Source organism: Streptomyces sp. AC602_WCS936, from assembly GCF_019049125.1.
GTDB lineage: Bacteria > Actinomycetota > Actinomycetes > Streptomycetales > Streptomycetaceae > Streptomyces.
In genome coordinates this window covers 1-19,516 of record NZ_JAGMUF010000048.1, presented here as the reverse complement: position 1 = coordinate 19,516, position 19,516 = coordinate 1, and the positions used below count along the sequence as shown (strand labels likewise).

Sequence of the window (19,516 nt, the reverse complement as noted above, 5' to 3'; positions counted from 1 at the left end):
GGGCACTGGTCCTGGGGCCGGACTCGGATTGGGCCCTGGCACCGATCCCGGACCGGGCACTGGCACCGGAGTGGACACTGGCACCGGACCGGGCACTGACCCTGGCACCGGACCCGGTCCGGGCACTGGCCCTGGGACCGGACCCGGACAGGGCACCGGCACCGGACCCGGACAGGGCACCGGCACCGGACCCGGACAGGGCACCGGCACCGGACCCGGACAGGGCACCGGCACCGGACCCGGCACTGACCCTGGCACCGGACCCGGAGTGGGCCCTGGCACCGATCCCGGACCGGGCACTGGCACCGGAGTGGACACCGGCACCGCACCGGGCACTGGCCCTGGCACCGGACCCGGAGTGGGCACCGGACCCGGACCCTGCACCGGACCCGGAGTGGGCCCTGGCACCGGACCCGGTCCGGGCACTGGCCCTGGGACCGGACCCGGCACCGGCACTGGACCCGGCACTGGACCCGGCACCGGCACCGGACCCGGCTCCATGCCCCGGGCGGACGACCCGGGCCGCCCCGTCGACGGGTTCGAGCGGCTGGCGCGGATCGTCGCCGTCGAGACCGGTGTGTCCGCTGAGCGGCTCACCCCCGGCCAGGACCTCTTCGAACTCGGCGCCACCAGTCGGCAGCTGCTGCGGATCGCCGCCCGGATCGCCGCCGACGGTGGCCTGGAGCCGTCCCTGGAGACCCTGTTCACCGCGGCCGATCTGGGTGCGCTCGCCGAGGCCGCCTACCCCGCCCACCCGTCCGCCACCACCGTCTGACAGGCAGTGATCACCATGACCCGGATCTTCATGTTCCCCGGCCAGGGCGCCCAGCGCGTCGGCATGGGCCGGGAGCTGTTCGACCGCTTCCCCGAGCTGGAGTCGCAGGCCAGTGACGTGCTCGGCTACAGCCTGCGCCGGCTGTGCCTGGAGGACCCCGACGGCCGGCTCGGCAACACCCGCTACACCCAGCCCGCCATGTTCGCGGTCAACGCGCTCGCGCTGCGCGCCCACCTGGAGGACACCGGGGAGCGGCCCGACCTCGCCGTCGGACACAGTCTCGGCGAGTACAACGCCCTCCAGGCGGCCGGCGCGTTCGGCTTCGCCGACGGGCTGCGGCTGGTCGCCGCCCGCGCGGAGGCCATGGCGCGGACCGGCGGCGGCGGGATGAGCGCGGTGATCGGCCTGCCCGAGACCCAGCTGCGCTTCCTGCTGCTGCGCGCCGGATTCGGCTCGCTCGACCTCGCCAACCTCAACACGCCCGGCCAGATCGTCCTGGCCGGCCCGGTGGAGGACCTGGAGGAGGCCGGGCCGATCCTGGAGGACGCCGGGGCACGCGCGGTGCGGCGCCTCGCCGTCAGCGGCCCCTTCCACTCCCGGTACATGGCCCCGGCCGCCGAGCGGCTCTACTCGGTCGTCGCGGCCACCCGGTTCGCCCCGCTCGCCTTCCCGGTCGTCGCGAACGCGACCGCCCGCCCCTACGAGCAGCAGCGGATCGGGGATCTGCTGCTCCAGCAGATCCACCAGCCGGTCCGCTGGTGCCGGACCGTGGAGTCGATCCTCGACGGCGAGTACGGCCCCGAGCCGGAGTTCACCGAGATCGGCACCGGCACCGTACTGACCGGCATGCTGCGGCAGATCCGGCGCGAGCGCAGGACGGCCGTCGGCGCGGCGGGCCCCCGGTGAGCGGGTTCGCGGCCGGGCCGGACCCGGGCAGCGTGCACCTGTGGTTCTGCCCGAACGAGGCGCTGGAGGAGCCCCTGGCCGAGACGCTCGCCGAGCACTGGCTCGACGAGCACGAGCACGACGTCGCCCGGCGCTTCATGTTCCCGCGGGACCGGCGCCAGTACCTCGTCGCCCATGTGCTGGTGCGGCGGGTGCTCAGCCTGGTCACCGGGGTGCCGGAGGCCGAGGCCGCGATCTGGCGCTCCTCGCGCGGGCGCCCGTTCCTCCAGGCCGCCTTCGGCGGCGGCCCGGCCGGACGGTCCGAACCGGACTTCAACCTGTCGCACGCACACGGGCACAACGTGGTCGCCGTGGGCCACGGCCGCCGCGTCGGCGTCGACGTCGAGCGCATCGACCGGGCCGCCGAGCGCGGCCTGGACTGGATCGTGCAGAGCTACTCGCCCGAGGAACGGGCCCGGCTCGCCGAGATGCCGCCGGGCCGCCGGCGGGACCGGGCCACGCTGCGGCTGTGGACGCTGAAGGAGGCGTACGCGAAGGCGCGCGGGCTGGGACTCGGGCTGCCCTTCGACTCCTTCGCCTTCGAACTCGCCGACGACCGCGGTGTGCTGGGATTCAGGCCGCCCGACGACGACACCGCCGACCGCTGGACCTTCGTCGAACTCCAGCCCCGGCCCGATGTGCTGGTCTCACTGGCCGTGGAACGCGGTACGGGAGATCCCGGTCCCGCGCGGCGGCTGTTCGTCCACGACGGGTTCCCCTGGGGCCGCTCCACACCGCGCGAGCTGCCCCTGCCCGGACCGCACGGGAGCCTTCCGGTGCCGGCGGGCCTGGCCGGCCGATCCGAGTGACCCGAGCAGAGGAGAAGACCGTGAGGACACACCGCCCGTCGCAGGACGAGGACGCCGGCCGGCCCCACGCCGAGGCGCAGGCCTTCCGGGAGGCGATGGCGCACCTGGCCGCACCGGTCAGCGTCGTCACCGCGCTCGACCCGGCCGGCCGGCGCCGCGGCTTCACCGCCACCTCGGTGACCTCCGTGTCGCTGGACCCGCCGATGGTGCTGGTGGGCGTGGGCCACCGGTCCAGCTGCCACGCCGCGCTGACCGGGGCCCGGGAGTTCACGGTGAACGTCCTGGGCGCGGAACACGACGAACTGGCCCGTCGTTTCGCCGCCCACGGCATCGACCGCTTCGCCGGCACCGGCTTCGCCGCCTGGCCCGGCACCGGCGCCCCCTACCTGCCCGGCGCCAAGGTCCTGCTGCGCTGCCGCACCGCCGACGTGGTCCGGGCCGGCGACCACGACCTGGTCCTCGGCACCGTGACCGACGCCCACACCGGCGACCCGGCCCAGGCCCCCCTGCTGTGGTACCGCCGCGCCTTCCACACCCCGGCCCCCGCCCTGCCCGCAGCCGCCGCCTAGACACCTGGTCAGCGGGCCCGGGCCGGGGCCTGGGACGACAGCAGGTCGAAGCGGCGGATCAGGGCCTCCTGCTCCAGGGAGAGGCGCTCCACGTGGTGCCGCAGACGGGCGATCTCGTCGGTGAGGGTCACCACCGTGGCCTCGTGGCCGGTGGCCGGCGCGGCCGTCGGGTCCGACGGGCGCGGGAAGGGACGGACCGAGGCGTGCGGCGGGCCGGCCGGGCCGGGAACGGCGAGGGACGGGTCGTGGTTGAGGATCGCCTCCATGCGGCCGCGCAGCACCGGGCCGGGCTCCACGCCGAGTTCGTGCGCCAGGCGCTTGCGCGCGCGGTCGTAGACGCCGAGCGCCTCCGCCTGGCGGCCGCAGCGGTACAGGGCCACCATCAGCAGGTCGTAGAAACGTTCCCGCATCGGATGGTCGGCGGTCAGTTCCTCCAGCTCGCCGGTGATCTCGTCGTGCCGGGCGGCGCGCAGGCAGGCGTCGTACAGCGCCTCCAGGGCGGTCAGCCGGTTCTCCTCCAGCTGCGCCGCCTCGGCCGCGCAGATGTCCCCGCGCACACTGCCCTCCAGCGCCGGTCCGCGCCACAGCGCGAGGGCCTGGCGCAGCAGTTCGGCGGCGTTCTGGGGATCGGTGACCGCGGCCGCCCGGCCCTCGGCGGCCAGGCGGTTGAAACGCTCGACGTCGGTGGTGGCCCGGCCCAGGCGCAGCACGTAGCCGAGGGAGCGGGTGACGATCCACTCGTGGTGGGGCTCGCCCGAGCCGGCGTGCGGCACCGGCAGCAGCCGGCGCAGCCGGGCCACGTGGGCCTGCAGGGCGTTGGTGGCGTTCGCCGGCGGATGCTCGCCCCACAGCTCGTCGATGAGCCGGTGCACGGACACGATCTGCCCCGACTTCACCACGAGCGCGCCCAGCAGAGCACGCTGCTTGGCGCCCGTGGGCAGGATCCTGAGCCCGGTGCGCTCGTCGTGGACCTCAACGGGACCGAGAATGCGGAACTGCATCTCTTCCTCGCATGTCACTCAGAAGCGGTCGGGATCGGTGAAGCCCAGCGGCATGGCCGGCTCCTTTCCCTGCACGAGGTCGGCCACCACCTCGCCGATGCCCAGGGAGTGCTTGAAGCCGTGGCTGGAGCAGCCGCCGGCCACCACCACCCGGGCGTCACGTCCCGGCCGTCCGATCACGAACTGGCCGTCGGGCGTGCGCGCGTAGACGTTGGCCAGCGCGCGCGACGGCGCCCGGCCCACGCCCGGTACCGCCCACTCCAGGTGCCGCGCCAGCACCGCCCAGTCGACGGGCGAGACCGACCGGTCCAGCGTCTCGGGATCCACGACGCGGAAGTGCTTTCCGCCGTCCTCCAGGCCCAGCTTCAGCTCGGTGCGGCCGGGCAGCGTGCCGTGGCCCCACAGCACGTCCCCGCCGTCGATCTCCCGCATGAACACCGGCAGCCGGTCCAGCGCGAACCGCTCGTGCGGCTCGTCGGGCGTGAACCAGGTCGTCGGCATCCGCACCACCTCCAGCGGCAGAGCGGGCACCAGTTGGTCCAGCCACGGCCCGGGCGTCAGGACCGCCTGGGCGGCGTGCAGCACCCGTCCCGCGGCCGTGTGCACGGCGACCCCGTCGCCCGCGTGCTCCACGGCCGTCACCCGGGTGTCGGTGAGCACCGCCGCCCCGGCCGCGCGGGCCGCCCCGACCGCCGCGTGGATCGTCCGCTCGGGCAGGGTCAGTCCGCCCTGCGGCTCCACGACGGCGATGTCACCGGCGGCCAGGCCCTGGTGGGCCGGGCAGCGCCGGTGCAGTTCGTCGCGGTCCAGGACCCGCACCTCGAGGTCGTGCTCCCGGGCGGCCCGCAGCGCGCCCCCGACGACGCGGCCGTCGCGCGGGCCGATCAGCATCGCCCCGGTGGGGTCCAGCAGGTGCGTACCCGTCTCGGTCTCCAGTTGCTGCCACAGCTCGCGGGAGCGCCGCGCGAGCGGCACCAGGCCGGGGTGTTCCAGGCAGGCCGTGCGGAACATCCGGCTCTCCCCGTAGGAGGAGCCGGACGTGTTGGCCAGGCCGTGGCGTTCCACGCCGATCGCGCTCAGCCCGCGCCGGGCCAGCTGCCACAGCGCGGCGGCGCCCCAGGCGCCCAGCCCGACCACCACGACGTCGGCGTCGGCCCCCCGGCGCGCGGTCATGACGGCCTCACCGCCGCCGGCGCCTGAAGCGCGGCCGTGGCGTGCCGGGTGATCAGTGCGAGCAGCTGAGCCGGGTCGGACTGGAAGTAGAAGTGGCCGCCGTCGAACAGGTGCAGCCCCTGGAAGTGCTCGGCGTGCTCCTCCCAGCCGGCCAGACGGTCGGGGGAGACCACCACGTCGGCCCGCCCGCCGTACGCCGCGAGCGGCACGGTCAGCGGCGCCAGGCCGGGCAGCGGGCGCCAGTTCTCCACCAGGCGCAGGTCGTTGCGGATGGCCGGGGCGAACATCGCCCACAGGTCCGGATCGTGCAGCACCTCCAGCGGGGTGCCGCCCATCGCCGCGAGGTGGACGCGCAGTTCGTCGTCGGGCAGCTCGTGCCGTCGGGTGCCGTCGCCCTGCGCGCGGGGCGCCCCGCGCGCCGACAGGCCGAGCCAGACGGGAAGCGGGCGTCCCTCGGCCTCCAGCAGCCGGGTCAGCTCGTAGGCGACGAGCGCACCCATGCTGTGCCCGAAGAACGCGAACGGGCCGGTCAGGTCCGCGCCCAGCCGGCGCAGGAAGAAGCCCGCCAGCCGGCGCGCGTCGTCCAGCGGCGGCTCGTCGGCCAGCCGCCCCCTGCCGGGCGCGTCCAGCAGCCGTACGTCCCAGTGGGCGGGCAGCAGGCCCGGCCAGGTGCGGTAGAGCAGATGGGAGCCGCCCGCGTGGTGGAAGACGAACAGGCGGAGCCCCTCGGATGGTCCGGATATGCCGTACATCGCCTCTCCTGAAGGTCGGGCCCCGGCTCACGCCGCCGCGGCGAGGCCGCCGGTGAACGCCGGCGCCACTTCGCGGGCGAACAGCTCCACGGCCCGCTCGGCGCGCTCGAAGGGCAGGTGGCCGGGGTTGAACTGGAGACTCAGGCACAGGTCGTCGCCGTACCAGCCGCGGATGGTCTCGATCTGCGCGGCCACCTCGTCGGGGGTGCCCGCCAGCACCTTGTGGCCGGCGAGGGACTTGTCGAAGTCGAAGGCGCGGACCTTCTCCACGAACGCCTCGTAGCCCGGGTACTGCTCCGAGCGCGCGCTCGCCCAGGAGGCGACCGCACCGGCCATCGTCCGCACGTAGTTCTCCTCGCCGGCGCGCGCGTCGGCGAGCGCGGTGGCACGGTCCTCGCCCAGGTAGCAGGTGTACTTGATCTGGATGCGGCCCGGGCCCTCGTGACCGGCGGCCGCGCGGGCCTCGCGGTAGGCCGCCGTCATCGCGGTCAGCTGTTCGCGGCTGGTGACGGACGGCACGACCTGGAGGTGGTGGCCGCGCTCACCGGCCCGCGCGCAGGACGCGGCGCTGGTCGCCGACGCCACGAACACCGGGGGGTGCGGGCGCTGGTAGGGGCGCGGGAAGCCGGTGACCGGTCCGAAGCGGTGCACCTCGCCCTCGAAACGCACCTCGCGTCCGCTCCACAGCGCGACACAGGCGTCGACGACCTCGTCGAAGCGGGTGCGGCTCTCGGCCATGTCCACGCCGAACAGGTCGAACTCGTCGGGCAGGAAGCCCCGTCCGAAGCCGGCGTCCAGCCGGCCGTGGGAGAGGTTGTCGAGCTGGGCCAGGCGGGCCGCGATCTGCACCGGGTGCGCGAACGCGGCGATGACCGCGCCGGTCACCAGCCGTATCCGGCTGGTGCGCGCGGCCACGGCGGTCAGGAAGACCACCGGGTCGGGGCTGTAGCCGCCGTACGGCGAGCCGTAGTGCTCCACCGTCTGCACGTGCTCGAACTCCAGCGCCTCGGCGAGCGCGGCCAGTCGCAGGCTCTCGTCGTAGTACGTGCTCGCGCTCTTGCGCTCCGGATCGACGACCGGAAAGAAGTTCACGCCGAATTCCATGGATGACTCCGTCTGGTGATCCGATTCCGGCTGGCCGGAAAGGGCGGCTGCAATTCTTCCGCCATCGGACCATAGACGGTCGCTGTCAAATACGGGGCAGACGCGAGCGTGACTCCAGTGGTTTTCCGGACTTCTTCGAGTTCACGTCACGCGGCGTTCGCGGCGGACCGGCGGGAAATCAGCAGCCACCAGTCGCCGAGGGTGGGACGCGCCATCAGCTCGGGAAATCCGACCTCGATGCCGCGTCGGTGCCAGGCGGAGATCAGCTCCATGGTCGTGATCGAATCCAGACCGTGGTCCACGAGGTCGTCCTCGTCGCCGGGGATTTCGCTCTCCGCCAGCTGCATGCTGCGGGCGACCATCTGCCGCAGCAGTTGCCGCGTCAGCGGGTCCGCGCCCTCGGGCACCGCCCGGCCGTCGTCCCGTCCGGCGCTTTCGGTGGTCTCCATGACGCGGAAAGCTAACAGTGTCCACCCGGTGGGCGGAAGACGGTCCCCGGCGTCCTTTCCCGGCGGTCAGTCAGGCGTCAGAGACGCGTCAGACACGGCCCGCGAAGCGGCGCCGGAAAACCACTCGACGATTCCTCGAGGATTTACGAGGGCAGGGTTGCGGCGGGATACGGTGCGCCTCGTGCATACGTCGTGGGGTAAGGACAGCGGATCCCTGCGTGGCGCAATATCGACGAGCCTCGGACACCGATTCGCACACCGGCTCGGCAGCCGAGTTCAGCCGTCGAGGTACGGGGAGGAAACCATGAAGATTCGTGTTCTGGGTCCACTGAGTGCCGACGTCAACGGGATGTCGATCGTTCCGACGGCCGGGAAGCCGCGGCAGATCCTGGCCCTGCTCGCCCTCTACCCGGGACGGGTCATGCCCGTGCCCACCCTCATGGAGGAGATCTGGGGCACCGAACTCCCCCAGAGCGCCCTGACCACCCTCCAGACCTACATACTCCAGCTGCGGCGCCGGCTCGGCACCGCCATGGGCCCGGGCGCCCCCGGCGCCGCCAAGGGCGTGCTCGCCACCCGGCACGGCGGCTACCTGCTTCAGATACCGGCCGAGGCGGTCGACGTCCACGAGTACGAAAGCCTCGTCGCCGAGGGACAGCAGTGCTTCGAGGACGGCGAGGACGAGCGGGCCGCCCGCACCTACCGCAAGGCGCTGGACCTGTGGCAGGGGCCCGCCCTGGTCGACGTGCGCGTCGGCCCCATCCTCGAGATCGAGGCGATGCGGCTGGAGGAGAGCCGGCTCGTCACCCGGGAACGCCGTATCGACGCCGACCTCAGGCTCGGCCGGCACGCCGAGGTCACCGCCGAGCTGACGGACCTGATCGCCCGGCACCCCGAGCACGAGGGGCTGCACTCGCAGGCGATGGTGGCGCTGTACCGCTCCGGTCGGCAGGCCGCCGCGCTGGAGGTCTTCCACCGGCTGCGCCGCCGCCTCGTCGGCGAGCTGGGCGTGGAGCCCTCGCCGCAGCTCCAGCGGCTGCACCAGGCGATGCTGGCCGTCGACCCCCAGCTGGACGTGGTGTCCGGACCGCGTCGCACCTCGACCTTCGACCTGTACGCGGCCTGAGCGCGGGCGGACCCGCGCCGCCGGGCGCCACCCGGGCGATTCGAGTGTTTCTCCAGCCCGTTGACCGAGTGTCGAGCCGTGACCACGCGGCCGACCGCTCGCGCGCACAGAGACGGAGAGCACCCATGCGACAGTTCGAACTGGACGATCTGAAGGCCCTGCTGCGCGAGTGCGCGGGCCAGGAGGAGGGCGTCGACCTGGACGGCGACGTCGTCGACGTGCCGTTCGCCGAACTCGGCTACGACTCCCTGGCCATCCTGCAGACCACCGGGCGCATCGAGCGCGACTTCGGTGTCGCCCTCGACGAGGAGGCCCTCGACGAGGCCGACACCCCGCGCGCCTACCTCGACCTGGTCAACCGTGCCCTGGCCGCCGTCCGCGCCGCGGCCTGACCGCCGCGCGGGGCGCGCCGCGGACGCGCACCGCCCGGACACGGACGTCGCCGTAGTCGGCGCCGGGCCCGCCGGGCTGGCGCTGAGCCTGATGCTGCTGCGCTCCGGCGTACGGGTCGCGCTGCTGGAGAAGTCCGCCGGGGACCCCGCCTCCTTGGGGCGGGACTTCCACGGGGAGGTGCTCCAGCCCGGCGGCCAGCAGGTGCTCGACCGGCTCGGAGTGCTGGCCCCCGCGCGGGCGCGCGGCGCCGCGCCCCTGACCGGCTTCCGGCTGCTGGACGGCGGACGCGTCCTGCTGGACATCGACTACGGGCGGCTGCCCGGCCCGTACGACCACCTGCTCGCGTTGCCCCAGCGGCACCTGCTGGCCGAACTCGCCGCCGCCTGCCGCGCCCTGCCCGGCTTCGACCACCTGCCGGGCCACCGTCTGTCCGCGCTGACCGAGGAGGACGGACGGTGCACCGGCGTGGTGGCGAGCGGCCCCGGCGGACGCCGCGTCACCGTACGGGCCCGGGTCGTGGTCGGCGCCGACGGCCGCTACTCCAGGACGCGTGCGCTCGCGGGCATCGGCGCCGGGCGCACCGAGGCCTTCGACCAGGACGTCGTGTGGTTCTCGCTGCCCGCCCCCGGCCGTGCGACCGGCACGGTCGCCGTGCACCGGGCGCCCGGCAGCGCCGTCCTGGTCCACGACACCCACCCCGACCGGATCCGGATCGGCTGGACCCTGCCGCACCGCGGCTGGCCCGCCGTAGCCGCCCGGGGCATCGAGGCCGTACGCGCCGAACTGGCCACCGCCCTGCCGCAGTTCGCCGACCTGATCCAGGAGGGCCTGCGCGCCCTGGACGACCTGCGGCTGCTCGACGTGTTCGCCGCGCACGCCGACACCTGGGTGCGCGACGGGCTGGTGCTGCTCGGGGACGCCGCCCACACCCACGGCCCGCTCGGCGCCCAGGGCATCAACCTCGCCCTCCAGGACGCGGCGGCCCTGCACCCGGTCCTGGTCGACGCGCTCCGCGCCGGCGACTGCTCCCGCGCCCGGCTCGCCGCCTTCCAGCAGCTGCGGGGACCCGCCGCCGAGGCGGTGACCCGGATGCAGAAGGTGCAGGCCAAGGCGTTGCTCGGAGCGGGCGGCCCGGCCGTGGACATCCTGCGCTCCCACGCGGCCCGCCTGGTCACCCGCACCCCGCTGGGCACGCGCATCACCCGGCGCATCGCCTACGGGCGGACACCGCCCGAGGTACGGACGGATCTGTTCACGGTGCGGACGGCCGCCGCTCAGCCCGCGGCGTCCAGCTCCTGAAGCAGCGCCCGCTCCAGAGCGGTCAACGGCAGGTCCGGGCGCAGCCGTTCGGGATGGCCGGGCGGCGGCGCGTCGAGCAGCGGCGGAGCGTCCGGCACACGGGGCGCGTCGAGGCCGCGGGCCGCGTCCGCCCGGGCCTGCTCGCCGGCGGCCTGGAGGGCGCCGAGGGCGACCAGGCCCTGCCAGAGCCGCACCCGCAGGGCGCGGACCACGCCCCACAGCCGCCGGGCACCGCGGAACGCCATCGGGACTCCCTTCCGGACCGGGACCGGCCCCCTAGCGGGGGCTCGCCGTCCGGGCCACGGTCGGCCCCCGCGGTCGTGAACCGCATGACGGCCCCTCGAGCCCCGCCGGTGCGCCCGTGGCGTCGGCCCGGCGCGCCGGGGCTTCGACCGGGGCGCTAGGGCGCGCCGTGAGACTCGGGGCAACCGACACCGTGAGGAGAACGGCCGTGCCGTCCAGCCCCACCGTCCCCACCGCAGCGCCCGCGCCCTTCGCCGAGACGGCCGAGATCGCCGACGGCGTCCACGCCTACGTCCAGGGTCCGGGCGGATGGTGCCTGAACAACGCCGGCATCATCGTCTCCGGCGGCGAGAGCGCCCTCGTCGACACCGCGGCCACCGAGGCCCGCGCCCGCCACCTGCGCCGCACCGCGCTGCGCCACAACCCGCAGGCCGCACCGCGAGCCGTGGTCAACACCCACTTCCACGGGGACCACGTCTTCGGCAACCACCTGTTCCCCGAGGCCGTCGTCATCGGCCACGAACGCACCCGGACGGAGATGATCGCCTCCGGCCTCCACCTGACCGGGCTCTGGCCCGACGTGGAGTGGGGCACCATCGAACTGGCCCCGCCCACCCTGACCTACACCGACGCCCTCACCCTGCACGTCGGGTCGCTGCGCGCCGAACTGGAGCACATCGGTCCCGCCCACACCTCCAACGACACCGTGGTGTGGCTGCCCCGGCAGCGGGTGCTGTTCACCGGCGACCTGGTCATGAACGGGGTGACCCCGTTCTGCCTCATGGGCTCGATCGCCGGATCGCTCCAGGCGCTGGAGCGGCTGCGCGCCTACGGGGCGCGGACCGTCGTACCCGGGCACGGGCCGGTGTGCGGGCCCGAGGTGTTCGACGCCGTCGAGGGCTATCTGCGGCTGGTGCTGCGCATCGCCGCGGACGGACGGCGAGCCGGCCGCACGCCGCTGGAGGCCGCCCGGAACGCCGGCCTCGGCCCGTACGCCGCGCTGCTGGACCCCGAGCGGCTGGTGCCCAACCTGCACCGGGCCTACGCCGAGCTGGACGGCACGCCCGCGGCCGACCCGCTGCCCGGCGAGGTCATGGGGACGGCGCTGGGCGAGATGATCGAGCACCACGGCGGGCTGCCCTGCTGCCTGGCCTGAACCCGGTCGGGGCGTACGACGACGCCCGGGACGGCGGGCCCGTGACTGGACGGGCCCGCCGCCCCGGGCGGGTTGCGAGCGCGGTGCCGTGGCCGGGTCAGACCAGGTGGTCCTGGCGGACCGTCCGGGACTTCGTCAGCACCTCGCCGTCCTCCCGGACGGCGAGCACGTCGGTGACGAAGCAGCTCGGGCCGACCTGCGGCTCCGGCGTGCCGGGCCGGGTGTGCAGCACCAGCGCGTAGTACTCGGTGCGCACGGTGCCGTCGCCCTGCGGGAAGACCTGGAGCATGTTGAACCAGTGGCGGCGCTGCACCGGGTCGGCGGCGTGCTTGGTCTGCTGGTAGCCGCGCACCGCCGCGGCGATGGCCTGCCGGCCCACCAGCGGGTCGGTGCCCGGACGGTGGTCGAAGACACCGTCCTCGGTGAAGGTGGCGGCGAACTCCTCGGCCCGGAAGGCGTCCAGGTGCCGCACCTGCCCGGCGTAGAACTGCTGGATCAGCGGGTGGAGCTCGGTGAGGCCGAGCGTCGCGGCGCTCACCTCGGCGGGGCTGGTCACGGTGCCTCCCGGGGGGTCATGGCGGGGTCTACAGCGCTCGACCCTGCCCGACCCGGGTGGAAACGGGGTCGAGCCCCACTGGGCCGTGACCGGTCCCCGGCCACCGCGCGCCTCAGTAGTTGCCCAGGCCGCCGCACACGTTCAGCGCCTGCGCGGTGACGGCCTGCGCGTCGTCGCCCACCAGGTACTCGACCATCGCCGCCACCTCGCGGACGGTCACGTAGCGGCCCATCGGCACCCGGGTGGTGATCCGGTCGAAGGCCTCCTGCTCCGTGACGCCCCACGCGGCGGCGTACCCCTCGCGCACCCGCTGCGCCATCGGCGTCTCCACGAAGCCCGGGCAGACCGCGTTGACGGTGATGCCGGTCTTCGCCAGTTCCAGGCCGAGCGCCTTGGAGAAGCCCACCACGCCGTGCTTCGAGGCCGAGTACGGAGCGGCCAGCACCACGCCCTGCTTGCCGCCGGTGGAGGCGATGTTGACGACCCGCCCGTACCCCGCCTCGCGCATGCCGCCCGTCGTGAGCACCTCCTTGGTCACGCGGAAGACACTGGTCAGGTTGGTCTCGATGACGTCCGTCCACAGCTCGTCGTCCAGTTCGGCGGTGACCCCGCCGCCGTTGCGGCCGGCGTTGTTCACCAGGATCCGCACCGGGCCGTGCCGCTCGACCACCGTGCGCACCAGCTCCCGGATCTGCTCCGGGTCGCGGACGTCGCACACCGAGCCGGTGACCGGCAGGCCCTCGTCGGCCAGCTCCTTCACCGTGCCGTTCACCGTCTCCTCGTGGCGTCCGCACAGGTGCACCGGCGTGCCGGCGCCGGCCAGCCGCCGCACGATCTCCAGACCGATGCCGCTCGTGCCGCCCGTCACGAGCGCGATCCGCTGGTTGCCGTCCCTCTCGGTCATGCCATCTCCTCACATCGTGACCACGCGCAGGCGGCGGGAGTCTCCTGGCCCGCCGAGGTGTGACTGTGCCACCGCGGCCCCGGCCGCGGGCCCCGCGTGGAGCCGGCCTGGACGGCACGTCCGCCCCGGCGCGATCGGGTTCCCAGCCGGATTTGAGCGCGGCTGCCTACCGTTCGGACCATGAAGGCACTGGTCCTGTCCGGAGGCGCGGGCACCCGTCTGCGCCCCTTCACCCACACCTCGCCCAAGCAACTGGTGCCGGTGGCGAACAAACCCGTCCTCTACTACGTCCTGGAAGCCATCGCCGAGGCCAAGATCACCGAGGTCGGCGTGGTGGTGGGGGACACCGCCGACGAGATCCGCGCCGCCGTCGGCGACGGCTCCCGCTTCGGCCTCGACGTGACCTACCTGCCGCAGCACGCGCCGCTGGGGCTCTCCCACGCCGTGCTCATCGCCCGGGACTTCCTCGGCGACGACGACTTCGTGATGTACCTCGGCGACAACTTCCTGGTGGGCGGCATCGCCCCGCTGGTGGAGGAGTTCACCGCCGAGCGCCCCGACGCGCGGATCCTGCTCACCCGGGTCTCGGACCCGACCGCCTTCGGAGTCGCCGAACTCGACACCGACGGACGGGTGGTGGGGCTGGAGGAGAAGCCCGCCAAGCCCAAGAGCGACCTCGCGCTCGTCGGCGTCTACCTCTTCACGCCCGCCGTGCACGAGGCCGTACGGGCCATCCGTCCCTCCGCCCGCGGCGAACTGGAGATCACCGACGCCATCCAGTGGCTCATCGACACCCGGCACGACGTCCGCTCGACCACCGTCAGCGGCTACTGGAAGGACACCGGGAACGTCGCCGACATGCTGGAGGCCAACCGCTCGGTGCTGGACGGCATCGGGGCGGGCGTCGAGGGCACCGTCGACGCCGGCAGCGAACTCGTCGGCCGGGTCCGCGTCGACGCCGGCGCCGAGGTGCGCGGCTCACGCATCGTCGGCCCCGCCGTGATCGGCGCAGGCACCGTGATCAGCGGCTCGTACGTCGGGCCGTACACGTCCGTCGCGGAGAACTGCCGGATCGAGGACAGCGAGATCGAGTTCTCCATCGTGCTGCAGGACTCCCGGCTCGACGGCGTACGCCGCGTGCAGGCCTCCCTCATCGGCCGCAACGTCACGGTGACCCCCGCGCCGCACACCCCCAAGGCCCACCGGCTGATCCTCGGCGACCACAGCAAGGTGCAGATCTTCTCCTGACCGCAGGTCGTCTCCCGACCGCCCGACGACACCGTCCCCGCCCGAGGCCGGACGGACCCCCGGAGGTACCCGATGAAGAAGCCGACGTCCCTGCCGGGCACGCCGATCCCGCGGACGTTCTCCACCGCCACCGCGACGGTGCGGGAACTGGCGGTCGCCGGCGCCTACATGTTCACCCCGCGGGTGCACCGCGACCGGCGGGGCGTGTTCGTGTCCCCGTTGCAGGAGGAGGCGTTCACGGCGGCCGTGGGACACGGTCCGACGGTGGTGCAGACGAACCACACCCGCTCCGCCCGGGGAGTGCTGCGCGGAGTGCACTTCACCACCACCCCGCCCGGCCAGGCCAAGTTCGTGCACTGCGCGCACGGCCGGGCCCGGGACGTGGTGGTGGACCTGCGGCTCGGCTCTCCCACGTTCGGCCGGTGGGACACCGTGGAGCTGGACACGGAGTCGTTCCGCTCGGTGTACCTGCCCGACGGGGTGGGGCACGCGTTCCTCGCCCTGGAGGACGACACCGTGATGTCGTACCTGGTGTCGACGCCGTACCGGGCCGAGCTGGAGCAGGCGCTGCACCCGCTCGACCCCGTGCTCGGGCTGCCGTGGCCGTCCGACGCCGAGTTCACCCTCTCCGACCGGGACGCCGCCGCCCCGACCCTCGCCGAGGCCCGGGCGGCCGGGCTCCTGCCGCGGTACGAGGACTGCCTCGGCCTCACCGCCGCGGCGCACGCCTGACCGGTCCGCCCCGGGCCCGTCCCGGGCCGTCTCAGGCCGCCGACGCCGGCAGCGGTGTGCGCGCGGCGGCGGCCGGGCGGGCCGGCAGGAAGCCCAGCAGGGTCAGCAGACTGCGGGCCTCCACGTTCAGCTGGCTGCCGTGCCGGACGAAGTCGATGAGCTGACGCAGCGTCATCCAGGTGTAGTCCTGCGGCACGTCCAGCGGGAAGTCCTCGTCCACCTCGACGATCATGTAGCGGCTGCGGGCGTGGTGGAAGCGCCCGCCCTCCTCGGACTGCAGCCCGTCGTAGCGGATCCGTTCCGGGGTCGCGCCCAGCACCTCGTCCAGGAACGGCGGCCGCGGGCCGGGCAGCGGCGCGCCGAGCGCGCCCGGGGTGTAGTCCGCGGGCTGGCACTGCACCGTGGGAGCCATCTCGATCCGGTCCAGGGCCCCGGTCTCGATGCGGGCCTGCACCAGCAGGTGCAGCACGCCCTCCACCCGGCGGGCGAGGAACGCGATCACCCCACGGCTGCTCGGCGCGAACATCGGCTGCGACCAGCCGGTGACCTCCCGGTTGGACGCCTCCACCCGCACGCCGAGAACCGTGAAGTGCCGCCCGTCGTCGTGGGCGATCACCCCGTCGCGCAGTGACCAGCGCTCGGTGCCGGCCAGCGGGATCAGCCGGCGCACCAGGGTGCAGCGGTCCTTGGCATCGGTGAACCAGCTCAGCAGCGCGGCGGTGTCGTTCAGGGCACGGCCGCCGGGCTGCCAGGAGGCGGCGAGCGCCGCCGCGAAGGCGTCCTGGCCCGGCGCCGGCGGGCGCCGCAGCCCCGCCGCTCCGGACAGCACGGTCCGGGTGTCCATGTTCACCAGGTCGTCGGTCTGCAGCAGTTCCGCGACCTGGTCGAAGGTCAGCCAGCAGAAGTCCTCGTGGACCGGCACGTCCTCGTCGGTCTGCACGATCATGTTGCGGTTGCGTTTGGCGAAGAACCAGGACGCCTGCTCCGACTGCAGGGCGTCGAACAGCACCCGTCCGCCGCGCGGCGCCACGAAGTGCTCCAGGTACGGCACCGGCCGGCCGCCGTGCACCCGCATGTAGTTGCTCTTGGTGGCCTGCACCGTGGGCGACAGCTGAACCAGATTGACGTTGCCCGGCTCCATCTTGGCCTGGAGCAGGCAGTGCGGAACACCGCCGAACTCCTTGACCAGGATGCCGAGGACACCGTGCTCGGGCTGCACGATGATGGGCTGCTGCCAGCCGTCCACCCCGCGGCCCGACTGGCGGACGTCGAGGCCCTGCACGGAGAAGAACCGCCCGCTGCGGTGCACCAGGTCACCCGTCCCCTCCTGCAGCGACCAGCCGTCCAGCCGGTCGAGGGGGGTCTGGGTGACCTTGTACGCGTGTGCCTGGCACCGCTGGGCGAACCACCGGTGGAACTCCGCTGTGTCGGAGAACATGGCTCGGACTCCTGCCGGTCGGGACGTGAACGAGGGGGGAAACGGCGCGCCGGGGCCCGGGAGCGCGGGGGCCGGGGCCACGGTCACGCACCCGGCAATCTCGCCGAAGCGTCTCGATCCCTCCTCGACCGGGGGTCGACCCGCCCCCACCAGGCTCGGAGCCCCCGCAGCAGACTGGAGGCGCCATGCGTGCGCGACACCCCGCGGAACGCACCGCGGAGCGGCCCCCGGGCCCCGTGTCCGGGAGGCACCGGTGACCGCCGGCCGGCCACTGCGGTTCGGGGTGCTCGGCTGCGCCGGCATCGCCCGCCGGCGGATGCTGCCCGCCATGGCCGCCGCCCGGGGCGTCGAACTCACCGCCGTCGCCTCCCGGTCGGCCGCCCGGGCCGCCGACACCGCCGCCCGCCACGGCGCCCGCCCGGTGACCGGGTACGCCGCGCTGCTGCGGGACCCCGAGGTGGACGCCGTGTACATTCCGCTGCCCGCCGCGCTGCACGCCGAGTGGGTGGCCGCCGCCCTGGCCGCCGGGAAGCACGTGCTGGCCGAGAAGCCGCTGACCTGCGACCCGGCCCAGACCCGTACGCTGCTCGCCGGAGCGCGGCGCCGGGGCCTGGTGCTGCGCGAGAACGTGATGTTCGTCCACCACGGGCAGCACACCGTGGTCCGCGAACTGATCGCCGACGGCGAGATCGGCGAACCGCGCGCCCTGCACGCCCAGTTCACCGTCCCGGCACCCGCGGGCGACGACATCCGCTACGACCCGGCGCTGGGCGGCGGCGCGCTGGCGGACATCGGCCTGTACCCGGTGCGGGCCGCGGTGCACCTGCTGGGCACCGGCCTGGCCGTGGCCGGCGCGGTCCTGTCCCGGGGCGCGGGGCACCGGGTGGAGACCGCGGGCTCCGCCCTGCTGCGCCGCGCCGACGGCGTCACCGCGCAGCTCACGTTCGGCATGGACCACGCCTACCGGTCGCGCTACGAGGTGTGGGGGAGCAGGGGCCGGATCACCGTCGACCGGGCCTTCACCCCGCCCGCCGACCACCGTCCCGCACTCGTCGTGGAGGGCAAGCGGGGCCCCCGCACGCTCCGGCTGCCCGCCGAGGACCAGGTGACGGCCGTGCTGACCGCCTTCGCCGAGGCGGTCCGCTCGGGGGAGACCACCGCCGGCGACGAGGCCGAGCTGCTCGCCCAGGCCGATCTGCTGCACGCGGTCCGCGCGGCGGCGGAGGGCGGGCCGGCACGGCCCCGTGACGCGGATCAGGCGGCGGCCGGCCGCGCGGCCGACGGGTCCCACCAGCGGCGGTTGTCCCGGTACCAGGCCACCGTTTCGGCCAACCCGGCCGCGAAGTCCGTGCGCGGCCGGTAGCCCAGCTGCTCGGTGATCTTGCGGCAGTCGACCGAGTAGCGCCGGTCGTGGCCCTTGCGGTCCGCGACGTGGTCCACGCGCCACCAGTCCGCGCCGCAGGCGTCCAGCAGCAGCGCGGTCAGCTCCCGGTTGGTCAGTTCCGTGCCGCCGCCGATGTTGTAGACCTCGCCGGGACTGCCGTGGGCGCGGACCAGCTCGATGCCGCGGACGTGGTCGTCGACGTGCAGCCAGTCGCGGACGTTGCCGCCGTCGCCGTACAGCGGTACCCGGCCTCCGTCCAGCAGCCGGGTGACGAACAGCGGGATGATCTTCTCGGGGAACTGGTAGGGCCCGTAGTTGTTGGAGCAGCGGGTCACGCGCACGTCCAGGCCGTGGGTGCGGTGGTGGGCCAGCGCGATCAGGTCGCTGGCCGCCTTGGCCGCCGAGTACGGCGAGTTCGGGGCGAGCGGGTGGGTCTCGGGCCAGGAGCCCGACTCGATCGAGCCGTAGACCTCGTCGGTGGAGATGTGCACGAACGTCGTCGGCGCGTGCCGCACGGCCGCGTCCAGCAGCGTCTGGGTGCCGCCGACGTTGGTGCGCACGAAGTCGCCGGCCCGCTCGATGGAGCGGTCCACGTGCGACTCGGCGGCGAAGTGCACGATCTGGTCGTGCCGCGCCACGAGGCGGTCGACCAGCGCGGCGTCGCAGATGTCCCCGTGCACGAAGGCGAACCGGGCGTCGGCGCGCACCGGGTCGAGGTTGGCGGGGTTGCCCGCGTACGTCAGCTTGTCCAGGACGGTGACGGTCACGTCCGGATCTCCGTCGGGGCCGAGCAGGGTGCGCACGTAGTGGGAGCCGATGAAGCCGGCCCCGCCGGTCACCAGGATGCGGGTGGTCGTCATCTGTTCTCCAGGTCTCCAGGCGGCGGCGTCGGGATTTCCCGGGCGGCGCGATTGTGCTGAACCTGGCTCGAGGAACGGTCGACGGCGCGGCGCCCGGCGCCCGTCCTCAAGCGGTCCTCGAGCGGCGCCCCGGCGTCCGGTGCCCGGCATGAGGGATCATCGGCGGGGGTGTACCCGCATCCGCCGGTGCCGCCTGACGCGCGGCGGCGGGCCGGAACCAGGGGAGAGAGAGTCGGGACGCATGGAGTGGATGACGCCGGAGCAGGCGGCGCCGCTGGCGCGGTGCGCGGCCGTGTTCGAACCGGGCGACCCGGCCCGCACGGGTCGGATCGCCTTCTGGGACCCGGCCGGTGACCCACCGCCGCAGGTGCCGGGCGGCGAACCCGGCGAGGCGGACCTGGTGGTCCCCGACGGCGACGACGTGGCCGTGCGGACCCTGCCCGTCCTGCGCCTGCCCCTGGCCCACGCCCTGCCCGCCCTCCTCCTGGCCCGCCGAACGGCCACGACTGCCACCGCCGCCCTCGCCGGCGACGGCACGCGCGGCGGCCTGCGTGGCGCCGGTGACGTGCCTGGCGCCGCCGGTGACGGTGCTCGCCCGAG

General features: G+C 74.3%; 21 protein-coding genes and 1 pseudogene. 12 read left to right on the top strand and 10 right to left on the bottom strand.

Annotation, left to right across the window (positions count from 1 at the left end; translation table 11 throughout):
- Nucleotides 1-499 precede the first annotated feature (499 nt).
- From KUM03_RS16915 to KUM03_RS16900, 4 genes are read left to right on the top strand one after another with little or no spacing between them, the layout of a single operon-like run.
- Entirely contained in the window at nucleotides 500-775 is a 276-nt protein-coding gene (locus KUM03_RS16915) for an acyl carrier protein (protein ID WP_217249461.1), read from the top strand.
- A gap of 15 nt (nucleotides 776-790) precedes the next feature.
- Nucleotides 791-1,681, top strand: coding sequence for an ACP S-malonyltransferase (gene fabD / locus KUM03_RS16910; RefSeq protein WP_217249459.1), 891 nt, complete (start codon nucleotides 791-793; stop codon nucleotides 1,679-1,681).
- Nucleotides 1,678-2,529, top strand: coding sequence for a 4'-phosphopantetheinyl transferase superfamily protein (locus KUM03_RS16905; RefSeq protein ID WP_308406341.1), 852 nt, complete (start codon nucleotides 1,678-1,680; stop codon nucleotides 2,527-2,529). Before fabD ends, KUM03_RS16905 begins: the two co-directional genes overlap by 4 nt.
- 20 nt (nucleotides 2,530-2,549) lie before the next feature.
- Complete coding sequence (locus KUM03_RS16900; RefSeq protein WP_308406340.1) at nucleotides 2,550-3,098, top strand: flavin reductase family protein; 549 nt, start codon at nucleotides 2,550-2,552, stop codon at nucleotides 3,096-3,098.
- Nucleotides 3,099-3,106: 8 nt separating this feature from the next.
- Here the strand turns inward: KUM03_RS16900 and KUM03_RS16895 are convergent, their stop codons facing one another.
- From KUM03_RS16895 to KUM03_RS16875, 5 genes are all read right to left on the bottom strand, one after another.
- Complete coding sequence (locus tag KUM03_RS16895) at nucleotides 3,107-4,099, bottom strand: AfsR/SARP family transcriptional regulator (RefSeq protein ID WP_217249457.1); 993 nt, start codon at nucleotides 4,097-4,099, stop codon at nucleotides 3,107-3,109.
- 18 nt (nucleotides 4,100-4,117) lie between these two features.
- Nucleotides 4,118-5,272: an N-methyl-L-tryptophan oxidase gene (solA, locus tag KUM03_RS16890; protein WP_217249455.1), complete on the bottom strand. Its 1,155-nt coding sequence runs from the start codon at nucleotides 5,270-5,272 to the stop codon at nucleotides 4,118-4,120.
- On the bottom strand, nucleotides 5,269-6,024 hold the full coding sequence (locus tag KUM03_RS16885) for a thioesterase II family protein (protein ID WP_217249453.1): 756 nt from the start codon (nucleotides 6,022-6,024) through the stop codon (nucleotides 5,269-5,271). Before KUM03_RS16885 ends, solA begins: the two co-directional genes overlap by 4 nt.
- 27 nt (nucleotides 6,025-6,051) lie before the next feature.
- A complete protein-coding gene (locus KUM03_RS16880) occupies nucleotides 6,052-7,128 on the bottom strand; it encodes an LLM class flavin-dependent oxidoreductase (RefSeq protein ID WP_217249452.1) in 1,077 nt (358 codons plus the stop codon).
- 146 nt (nucleotides 7,129-7,274) lie between these two features.
- Complete coding sequence (locus KUM03_RS16875; RefSeq protein ID WP_217249450.1) at nucleotides 7,275-7,577, bottom strand: phosphopantetheine-binding protein; 303 nt, start codon at nucleotides 7,575-7,577, stop codon at nucleotides 7,275-7,277.
- A 304-nt stretch (nucleotides 7,578-7,881) separates the two neighbouring features.
- Here KUM03_RS16875 and KUM03_RS16870 point away from each other — a divergent pair, with 304 nt between their 5' ends.
- From KUM03_RS16870 to KUM03_RS16860, 3 genes are all read left to right on the top strand, one after another.
- A complete protein-coding gene (locus KUM03_RS16870) occupies nucleotides 7,882-8,703 on the top strand; it encodes an AfsR/SARP family transcriptional regulator (protein ID WP_217249446.1) in 822 nt (273 codons plus the stop codon).
- Nucleotides 8,704-8,828: 125 nt separating this feature from the next.
- The gene (locus KUM03_RS16865) at nucleotides 8,829-9,095 is read left to right on the top strand and encodes an acyl carrier protein (protein WP_217249443.1); all 267 of its coding nucleotides are present in this window, start codon (nucleotides 8,829-8,831) and stop codon (nucleotides 9,093-9,095) included.
- Nucleotides 9,064-10,395 carry an FAD-dependent monooxygenase gene (locus tag KUM03_RS16860; RefSeq protein WP_217249442.1) on the top strand — a complete coding sequence of 444 codons (1,332 nt, stop codon included), beginning with the start codon at nucleotides 9,064-9,066 and terminating at the stop codon, nucleotides 10,393-10,395. The genes KUM03_RS16865 and KUM03_RS16860 overlap by 32 nt, the downstream gene beginning before the upstream one ends.
- Here the strand turns inward: KUM03_RS16860 and KUM03_RS16855 are convergent.
- Nucleotides 10,371-10,640, bottom strand: a complete 270-nt coding sequence (locus KUM03_RS16855) for a DUF6059 family protein (RefSeq protein ID WP_217249441.1) — start codon at nucleotides 10,638-10,640, stop codon at nucleotides 10,371-10,373. The two genes, KUM03_RS16860 and KUM03_RS16855, sit on opposite strands and share 25 nt — an antisense overlap.
- A 206-nt stretch (nucleotides 10,641-10,846) precedes the next feature.
- Here KUM03_RS16855 and KUM03_RS16850 point away from each other — a divergent pair, with 206 nt between their 5' ends.
- Complete coding sequence (locus KUM03_RS16850) at nucleotides 10,847-11,794, top strand: MBL fold metallo-hydrolase (protein ID WP_217249439.1); 948 nt, start codon at nucleotides 10,847-10,849, stop codon at nucleotides 11,792-11,794.
- Between the two features lie 97 nt (nucleotides 11,795-11,891).
- On the opposite strand, the gene KUM03_RS16845 is transcribed toward KUM03_RS16850, so the two are convergent.
- Nucleotides 11,892-12,350, bottom strand: a complete 459-nt coding sequence (locus tag KUM03_RS16845; protein WP_308406339.1) for a nuclear transport factor 2 family protein — start codon at nucleotides 12,348-12,350, stop codon at nucleotides 11,892-11,894.
- 112 nt (nucleotides 12,351-12,462) lie between these two features.
- A complete protein-coding gene (locus KUM03_RS16840; protein WP_217249438.1) occupies nucleotides 12,463-13,254 on the bottom strand; it encodes an SDR family NAD(P)-dependent oxidoreductase in 792 nt (263 codons plus the stop codon).
- Between the two features lie 180 nt (nucleotides 13,255-13,434).
- On the opposite strand from KUM03_RS16840, the gene KUM03_RS16835 reads away from it, so the two are divergent.
- A complete protein-coding gene (locus KUM03_RS16835; protein ID WP_217249437.1) occupies nucleotides 13,435-14,502 on the top strand; it encodes a glucose-1-phosphate thymidylyltransferase in 1,068 nt (355 codons plus the stop codon).
- A 72-nt stretch (nucleotides 14,503-14,574) separates the two neighbouring features.
- Nucleotides 14,575-15,234 carry a dTDP-4-dehydrorhamnose 3,5-epimerase family protein gene (locus KUM03_RS16830; RefSeq protein ID WP_217249435.1) on the top strand — a complete coding sequence of 220 codons (660 nt, stop codon included), beginning with the start codon at nucleotides 14,575-14,577 and terminating at the stop codon, nucleotides 15,232-15,234.
- 31 nt (nucleotides 15,235-15,265) lie between these two features.
- Here KUM03_RS16830 and KUM03_RS16825 read toward each other — a convergent pair whose 3' ends face one another.
- The gene (locus KUM03_RS16825; protein WP_217249433.1) at nucleotides 15,266-16,672 is read right to left on the bottom strand and encodes an NDP-hexose 2,3-dehydratase family protein; all 1,407 of its coding nucleotides are present in this window, start codon (nucleotides 16,670-16,672) and stop codon (nucleotides 15,266-15,268) included.
- 253 nt (nucleotides 16,673-16,925) lie between these two features.
- Here KUM03_RS16825 and KUM03_RS16820 point away from each other — a divergent pair, with 253 nt between their 5' ends.
- Nucleotides 16,926-18,035 carry a Gfo/Idh/MocA family oxidoreductase gene (locus KUM03_RS16820; protein WP_308406338.1) on the top strand — a complete coding sequence of 370 codons (1,110 nt, stop codon included), beginning with the start codon at nucleotides 16,926-16,928 and terminating at the stop codon, nucleotides 18,033-18,035.
- Here the strand turns inward: KUM03_RS16820 and rfbB are convergent.
- Nucleotides 17,927-18,916: a dTDP-glucose 4,6-dehydratase gene (gene rfbB, locus KUM03_RS16815; protein ID WP_217249430.1), complete on the bottom strand. Its 990-nt coding sequence runs from the start codon at nucleotides 18,914-18,916 to the stop codon at nucleotides 17,927-17,929. The two genes, KUM03_RS16820 and rfbB, sit on opposite strands and share 109 nt — an antisense overlap.
- Nucleotides 18,917-19,157: 241 nt before the next feature.
- Here rfbB and KUM03_RS16810 point away from each other — a divergent pair.
- Nucleotides 19,158-19,516: pseudogene (locus KUM03_RS16810) on the top strand (hypothetical protein); the annotation flags it as partial.

Coding starts and splice junctions, on each gene's coding strand:
- KUM03_RS16915 (WP_217249461.1), top strand. CDS start 500: ATGCCCCGGGCGGACGACCCGGGCCGCCCCGTCGACGGGTTCGAGCGG.
- fabD (WP_217249459.1), top strand. CDS start 791: ATGACCCGGATCTTCATGTTCCCCGGCCAGGGCGCCCAGCGCGTCGGC.
- KUM03_RS16895 (WP_217249457.1), bottom strand. CDS start 4,099: ATGCAGTTCCGCATTCTCGGTCCCGTTGAGGTCCACGACGAGCGCACC.
- solA (WP_217249455.1), bottom strand. CDS start 5,272: ATGACCGCGCGCCGGGGGGCCGACGCCGACGTCGTGGTGGTCGGGCTG.
- KUM03_RS16885 (WP_217249453.1), bottom strand. CDS start 6,024: ATGTACGGCATATCCGGACCATCCGAGGGGCTCCGCCTGTTCGTCTTC.
- KUM03_RS16880 (WP_217249452.1), bottom strand. CDS start 7,128: ATGGAATTCGGCGTGAACTTCTTTCCGGTCGTCGATCCGGAGCGCAAG.
- KUM03_RS16875 (WP_217249450.1), bottom strand. CDS start 7,577: ATGGAGACCACCGAAAGCGCCGGACGGGACGACGGCCGGGCGGTGCCC.
- KUM03_RS16870 (WP_217249446.1), top strand. CDS start 7,882: ATGAAGATTCGTGTTCTGGGTCCACTGAGTGCCGACGTCAACGGGATG.
- KUM03_RS16865 (WP_217249443.1), top strand. CDS start 8,829: ATGCGACAGTTCGAACTGGACGATCTGAAGGCCCTGCTGCGCGAGTGC.
- KUM03_RS16855 (WP_217249441.1), bottom strand. CDS start 10,640: ATGGCGTTCCGCGGTGCCCGGCGGCTGTGGGGCGTGGTCCGCGCCCTG.
- KUM03_RS16840 (WP_217249438.1), bottom strand. CDS start 13,254: ATGACCGAGAGGGACGGCAACCAGCGGATCGCGCTCGTGACGGGCGGC.
- KUM03_RS16835 (WP_217249437.1), top strand. CDS start 13,435: ATGAAGGCACTGGTCCTGTCCGGAGGCGCGGGCACCCGTCTGCGCCCC.
- KUM03_RS16830 (WP_217249435.1), top strand. CDS start 14,575: ATGAAGAAGCCGACGTCCCTGCCGGGCACGCCGATCCCGCGGACGTTC.
- KUM03_RS16825 (WP_217249433.1), bottom strand. CDS start 16,672: ATGTTCTCCGACACAGCGGAGTTCCACCGGTGGTTCGCCCAGCGGTGC.
- rfbB (WP_217249430.1), bottom strand. CDS start 18,916: ATGACGACCACCCGCATCCTGGTGACCGGCGGGGCCGGCTTCATCGGC.